The sequence below is a fragment of the Kitasatospora sp. NPDC056531 genome, assembly GCF_042794375.1.
GTDB lineage: Bacteria > Actinomycetota > Actinomycetes > Streptomycetales > Streptomycetaceae > Kitasatospora.
The window spans coordinates 11,558-17,195 of the sequence record NZ_JBHTTU010000106.1 but is presented as its reverse complement, the minus strand read 5'-3'; the positions used below and the strand labels follow the sequence as shown (position 1 = coordinate 17,195).

The window sequence follows — 5,638 nt, the reverse complement described above, 5'->3', positions numbered from 1 at the left end:
TGGGTTTCTACTACTGGGATACCTACTACTCTTGATCCAAGGCCGTCGCCGTCCTGGGCGTGGAGACCTTCCACGCCGTCGGCCTGGAGAAGTACGCCGACGAGTGCCCGCTGACCGACCCGGTGACCGGCCTGCGCAGTTGGCCCACCGAGGTCCCGTCCCGCCCGGGCCCGTCCGGGCTGTCCTGGGACGGGCCCGGGGAGATAGACGTCGACGCCCTCGCCGAGCTGGTCGAGTTCTTCGCCGCCAAGGGTCACCCGATCTTCGTCAACCTCAACCTCGGCAGCACCTTCAAGGGCGCCCACGACAACGTCCGCGAGGTCTGCGAGCGGCTGCTGCCGATCTTCGAGCGGTACGGCCTGGTCCGGCGCGAGGTGGTCTACGGCACCGACCCGAAGACCGGGGAGCCGCTGGTCGACCTGCGCCGCGGCTTCTGGATCCACGTGGACGGCGCGCTCGGCGCCGGCTACGCGCCGTTCCTGCGGCTGGCCGCCCGGGAGCCGGGGGAGTACGGCTGGACCCCTGAGGTGGAGCTGCCCGAGTTCGACTTCGGCCTGCGGCTGCCCACCGCCGAGCACGGCGAGGTCGACATGGTCTCCTCGATCGCGATGAGCGGCCACAAGTGGGCCGGTGCGCCGTGGCCGTGCGGCATCTACATGACCAAGGTGAAGTACCAGATCTCGCCGCCGTCCCAGCCGGACTACATCGGCGCGCCGGACACCACCTTCGCCGGCTCCCGCAACGGCTTCTCGCCGCTGATCCTCTGGGACCACCTGTCCCGCTACTCGTACCGGGACCAGGTGGAGCGGATCCGCGAGGCCCAGGAGCTGGCCGCCTACCTGGAGCGGCGCCTGGTCGCCATGGAGCGGGAGCTCGGCGTCGAGCTCTGGCCGGCCCGCACCCCGGGCGCCGTCACCGTACGGTTCCGCAAGCCGAGCCCCGAGCTGGTGGCCAAGTGGTCGCTGTCCTCGCAGGACGTGCTGATGGTCCCGGGCGACGAGGCCACCCGGCGCAGCTACGTGCACGTCTTCGTGATGCCCTCGGTCGACCGGGCCAAGCTGGACGCCCTGCTGGCCGAACTCGCCGAGGACCTGGCGATCCTGGGGCGGTAGGCGGCTGTTGGAGCCTCCTGGTCGATTGGAGCCCCCCGGCCACCGGCCGGGGGCTCCAATCGCTCAGAGGTTGGTGAGCTGGTCGCCCTTGGCGTCCTGGAGCACGTGGTCGACGCAGACCGCGAGGATGACCAGCAGGAGCGCGTCCTGCTGGTTGAGGACGTCCACGGCGTAGGCGTCGCGGACGGTGAACCAGCGGCGGGATATGTGGGCCAGGGTGGTGCCCTCGTGCTGGATGTCGAACTCGCGGTCCCAGAGGTTGCCGTTGACCTTCAGCCGGCGGCCGTCCTGGAGGCGGACCTTGAAGCGGTCGCCGAAGAGCTTGAACATCTTCTTGCTGATCTTGGCGGCCAGCTGGCCGTCCTGCTTGATCAGCAGGGTGTGGTGGATCGTGAAGGCCTTGCGGACGATGCTCGCGACGTGCTCGCCGCGGGTGTCGACCAGGGCGAAGGTGCGGCGCAGCCGGAAGAACTTCCGGTTGACGCGGTAGAGCTTCTCCCGGTGCTCCGTCTCGATCCAGGCCTCCTCGTGGAAGGCGAACATGCGGTCGCGGACCAGGTAACGCACAGCGGTTCCCCCGTGGTAGATCGTCTCCGCCGGCCCTGCGGCCCGGCGCGGCCCAGAGCGTAGCGGCTGGTCAGCGAGGGGGAGGGGGAGGGGGTGGTGCTTTTACCGGTCCGCGACATTCTCCCTACACCACGGTGACGTGGAGCAGGGTGGCATCGGTCCTACGCGATGCCCTGCCCGTCGATGTCCGCCCCCCACTCGTCCTCACCGACGGCGCCCACGCAGTAGCCGCCGCCCTGCACGGTGCCGCCGGCCGCCTGGCACTGCTCGGCGGTGACGTCGTGCGGGAGCGCCCAGGCGGGGGCGGAAGCGGCGAGGACGAGGAGGGCGGCGGTGAGCAGGACGGCCAGGCGGGCCAGCGGTGAAGTGATCATGTGTTTCACAGCAGCACACGACAGGGACGGCCGCGAGTCGGGCGCGTCCGTTCGAGGGTCGTGCGGACGGTTCTCCGGTGCTCTCCGGCGTAACGGGGGAACGGCTGGTCCGGCGCGGCCGATATTGGCATAGCGGGACATCACATAAATGACGATGAATTAATCCAATTTTCGCGCGCCGCGACACCCGTCATTAAATGGCTTGTGCACATCCTTGACCCTGCTTAACTTGGATCCGTCCTCGAATGTCCGCTCGGCCCCGGGTGGCAGGAGAAAGGGGAGGGCGTGGTCAAGTTTTCCGATACGGTTCTGCTCGCCCTGGGCAATGCCGACACCCTCAAGTCCGCGCTCGCCCCGCAGGGCGACACCACCGGAATTCAGACGCTGGTCGGCGCGGTCAACGACCTCGATTTCGCCAGAATCGACAGGATTCGGGACGTCACGGTCGGCGACGTCACGCTCCAGGTCCCGTTCTTTCCGCCCCGGCGCGTCGACGGTGATCTGAGCGGGATCGTGCCGAGCCACACGCGGACGGATCTGAGACTCACCGTCGCCCGGGATCCGATCTGGGTCGACATCCTCGCCCGCATCCGGGTCGACCTGGTCGCCGAGGTCGACCCGGGTGGTGTGGAGTCGATGGTGACGCACCTGGTCGACAACATCGGCACGCTGGATGATTTCCGCGCCCAGGTCCCTTTCCTCGGCCTCGATGAATTCATGAAACGTCATCGGCTGGTGACGGTCGAGGACCTCCGTGACGCCTACCAAGACCTGGTTGCCGAGATCCGGCTGCGCGCGCCGCCGGTATTCGATCCGGCCGATCCGGCGAATGCGTACGGCGTCGATATCTCGGTTGCCGTCCTGATCCTGGACTCCCTCGACTTGGTCGCGGGGCTGCGGGTCGCCAAGGAACTCCGCGTGGCGACGAGTCATCTGCTGAGTCCCGCCCGGCCGTCCGTCCTGGGCGAGGCCAACGCACCGTACGCCGTGGCGGTGGTCCTGCCGAAGCCCGGAGCGGCGTCCGATCCGACCACGGGCGACGTGACGAAGCTGTTCGCCCGTGAGGACGTCCTCAGCCTCTTCTTCCCGACACCCTAGCCACCACCGGAGGAGTCCCGATGTCAGCCCCCGGCGACATGTCCGCGCCCGACGCCTCGCCCCTCGACGCACGGCCGGAGGAACCCCAGGGCGCCGTCGAGCCGTCCGCGGCACCCGAGCCGTCCGGATCGCCGGAGGTGGCCGGGGCCCCCGAGGCCGTGGCGGCGCCGGCGGAGCTGTCCCCGAGCGAGTTGCGCGCCCTGCAGGAGAAGTTGCGGGCGAAGTTCCACTGAGACGGCCGAAGTCCTTCTGAGCCAGGCCCGATAGAACGGAGGCGGCGGATGGCCGTCAGATACATCAGAGTCACCCCCCAGATCGACCTGTTCGCGCCGGTCATCCGGGCGTTCGGCGACATCGCCGTGATCGGCAAGGTCACCGCCCCCGCGTCGCCTCCGGCCGACCTCGCGACGGTCGGGGTCCCGGTCGAGTTCACCGACCCGGGCGAGGCGGGCCGCCGGGCCCCCGGTGACCTCGGCACGTCGATCGGCCTCGCGTTCAGGCAGTCGCCGGGCCCCAGTACGGTGTGGGGCGTGCGGGTCGACTCCACCAACCCGGACTACGACGCGGCCCTCACCGCGGTGGCCGGCCTCGACGTCCAGTTCGTGGTGCTCGCCAACCTGCCGCTGGACACGACCTCGGGTGCCACCGGGACGACCACGGGACCGATCGCGAAGCTGGCCGCCCATGTGGACTCGGTCTCCCAGACCGGCGGTGATGGCAAGGAGCGGATGGGCGTGGCCATGCTGACCAAGGCGTCCGCCGATCCGACGATCGTCTCCGGGGCGCTGGCCAGCGACCGGATGGTGTACATCGCGCACAAGAGCGACGAGGACGCCGCCGCCGCGGTGGCCGGTACGATCGCCGGCTACCCCCCGCACATCTCGATGCTGCTGAAGCAGGTCAAGATCACCAGCCCGCCGTTCACCCCGACGGAGATCCAGACCCTCAACGGCACGGAGGTCGAGACCGGCCCCCTCCCCTCGGGCCCGGCCGGCCTCGGCGTCAACTGGCTCACCACGCCGTCGCTGATCCCCGGGCAGGGGGTCTACCTCGGCGAGGGGTACACCGGCAACGGAGCCCAGGGCAAGAAGAAGTTCATCGACATCGTGCGCACCGTCGACGACGTCTCCTTCCGGCTCAAGGCGCAGATGATCAAGACGATCGGCAACCTCCGGATCAGCAGGTCCGGACTGCGCGCCCTGATCGGGCAGATGGAGTCGGTGCTGGATCCCCTGCAGCAGGCCGAGGTGCTCGACTCGTACACCATCGACATGCCGCTGCTGCGCCTGCTGGACAAGGACCCGGCGACCCTGACGCCCTCGGAGGGGGCCCAGATCAACAACGCCCACTCCCAGCGGGTGGTGGCGGCCGTGGTCTCGGTCGAGTACGCCGCCGCGCTGCACCGACTCAACATCGCGCTGAAGTTCCAGTAGTTCGCGGCGGACCGAGAAGCAGGACACAGAGGAGGAGAGCACCCATGGTCGACTGGAACACCAGGCTGGAGGTCAAGCTCGGCGACATCACCATCACGCCGATCTCGACCTTCACCCCGACGTTCAACGTGCCCCACACCGTGATCCACAGCATCGAGGCGGACAATGTCGGGTACGTCCGGCAGCCGATGACCTTCAGCTTCACCATGGGCGTGCCAGCGGTGGCCTCCGCCGTCGTGGACCTGACCGAAATGGCCACCAACGGGCAGGAGTTCTCGATCGCGGTGGCCGAGAAGAAGGGCACCGACTGGGCCTTCAAGTCGATCAAGTTCGCCCGCTGCATCGTCACCTCGGCCAGCCCCAGCAACGTCGTTATCGAGGGCATGCCCCAGGCCAGCTTCAACTGCCTGGCGCTCACCGTCGGGCTGGAGGCGTGATCCGTGAGCGATGAGGACGAGCTGGTCGCGCTCCCGGCCTTCGACGGCGGCGGGCGGGTCGAACGAACCGGGATTGCGCTGGTGCACGAGGGCGAGTACGTCGTCCCGGCGGCGTCCGCCGAGGCGATGCTGTCGCCCGCCGGTGACGGCGGGACGGTGGTCAACTTCCACTTCCCGGTGGAGGTTCGGGTGGTCGGCGAGCTCAACGACGACCACGTCCAGCAGGTCGCGACGTACGTCTTCGGCGAGTTCGAGCGTGAGCTGACGAGCCGGCTGTGAACGGTACGAACGTTCCGGTGCTGGTCGGCCCGGTGTCGCTGCTCTACGTGCAGTCGATGACGATCAGCGAGGGCTACCGGGTCGAGCGGATCGCAGGTGGCCGCTTCTCCCAGCTCACCCAGCCCACCACCAAGACCATCGGCATCGAGGCGATGCTGATCGGGCCGAAGCGCCTGTTGCAGAAGAAGGCCCTGGAGGTCATGGCGCTGACCTCGCGCCTGCTGGTCTCCACCGCGGCGCCGCTGCTGGCCGCGGCCGGCATCCCGGTGGTGTCCGGCGTCACCATCAGCCTGGCCAGGCAGATCACCGCCCTACGGTTCAACAAGGACGCGAAGGAG

The 5,638-nt window shown here is 68.7% G+C and carries 9 protein-coding genes; 7 read left to right on the top strand and 2 right to left on the bottom strand.

Annotated elements, in window-relative coordinates; genetic code table 11:
- The first annotated feature begins 59 nt into the window (after positions 1-59).
- Complete coding sequence (locus tag ACFQ87_RS39410; RefSeq protein WP_380615768.1) at positions 60-1,112, top strand: hypothetical protein; 1,053 nt, start codon at positions 60-62, stop codon at positions 1,110-1,112.
- Positions 1,113-1,175: 63 nt separating this feature from the next.
- Here ACFQ87_RS39410 and ACFQ87_RS39405 read toward each other — a convergent pair whose 3' ends face one another.
- Both ACFQ87_RS39405 and ACFQ87_RS39400 read right to left on the bottom strand, forming a co-directional pair.
- Positions 1,176-1,679 (bottom strand): LURP-one-related/scramblase family protein, encoded by a 504-nt coding sequence (locus tag ACFQ87_RS39405; RefSeq protein WP_380615767.1) that lies wholly within the window; start codon positions 1,677-1,679, stop codon positions 1,176-1,178.
- A gap of 161 nt (positions 1,680-1,840) precedes the next feature.
- Positions 1,841-2,053 (bottom strand): hypothetical protein, encoded by a 213-nt coding sequence (locus ACFQ87_RS39400; RefSeq protein ID WP_380615766.1) that lies wholly within the window; start codon positions 2,051-2,053, stop codon positions 1,841-1,843.
- A gap of 285 nt (positions 2,054-2,338) precedes the next feature.
- Between ACFQ87_RS39400 and ACFQ87_RS39395 the strand changes: the two genes are divergently transcribed.
- From ACFQ87_RS39395 to ACFQ87_RS39370, 6 genes are all read left to right on the top strand, one after another.
- A complete protein-coding gene (locus ACFQ87_RS39395) occupies positions 2,339-3,151 on the top strand; it encodes a hypothetical protein (RefSeq protein WP_380615765.1) in 813 nt (270 codons plus the stop codon).
- Between the two features lie 20 nt (positions 3,152-3,171).
- Entirely contained in the window at positions 3,172-3,384 is a 213-nt protein-coding gene (locus ACFQ87_RS39390) for a hypothetical protein (RefSeq protein WP_380615764.1), read from the top strand.
- 48 nt (positions 3,385-3,432) lie between these two features.
- Complete coding sequence (locus tag ACFQ87_RS39385; protein ID WP_380615763.1) at positions 3,433-4,584, top strand: hypothetical protein; 1,152 nt, start codon at positions 3,433-3,435, stop codon at positions 4,582-4,584.
- A gap of 44 nt (positions 4,585-4,628) precedes the next feature.
- On the top strand, positions 4,629-5,021 hold the full coding sequence (locus ACFQ87_RS39380) for a hypothetical protein (RefSeq protein WP_380615762.1): 393 nt from the start codon (positions 4,629-4,631) through the stop codon (positions 5,019-5,021).
- A 3-nt stretch (positions 5,022-5,024) separates the two neighbouring features.
- On the top strand, positions 5,025-5,300 hold the full coding sequence (locus ACFQ87_RS39375; protein WP_380615761.1) for a hypothetical protein: 276 nt from the start codon (positions 5,025-5,027) through the stop codon (positions 5,298-5,300).
- Positions 5,297-5,638, top strand: a 342-nt coding sequence (locus ACFQ87_RS39370) for a hypothetical protein (protein ID WP_380615760.1), incomplete at its 3' end; no start/stop codon positions are given. The genes ACFQ87_RS39375 and ACFQ87_RS39370, both read left to right, overlap by 4 nt.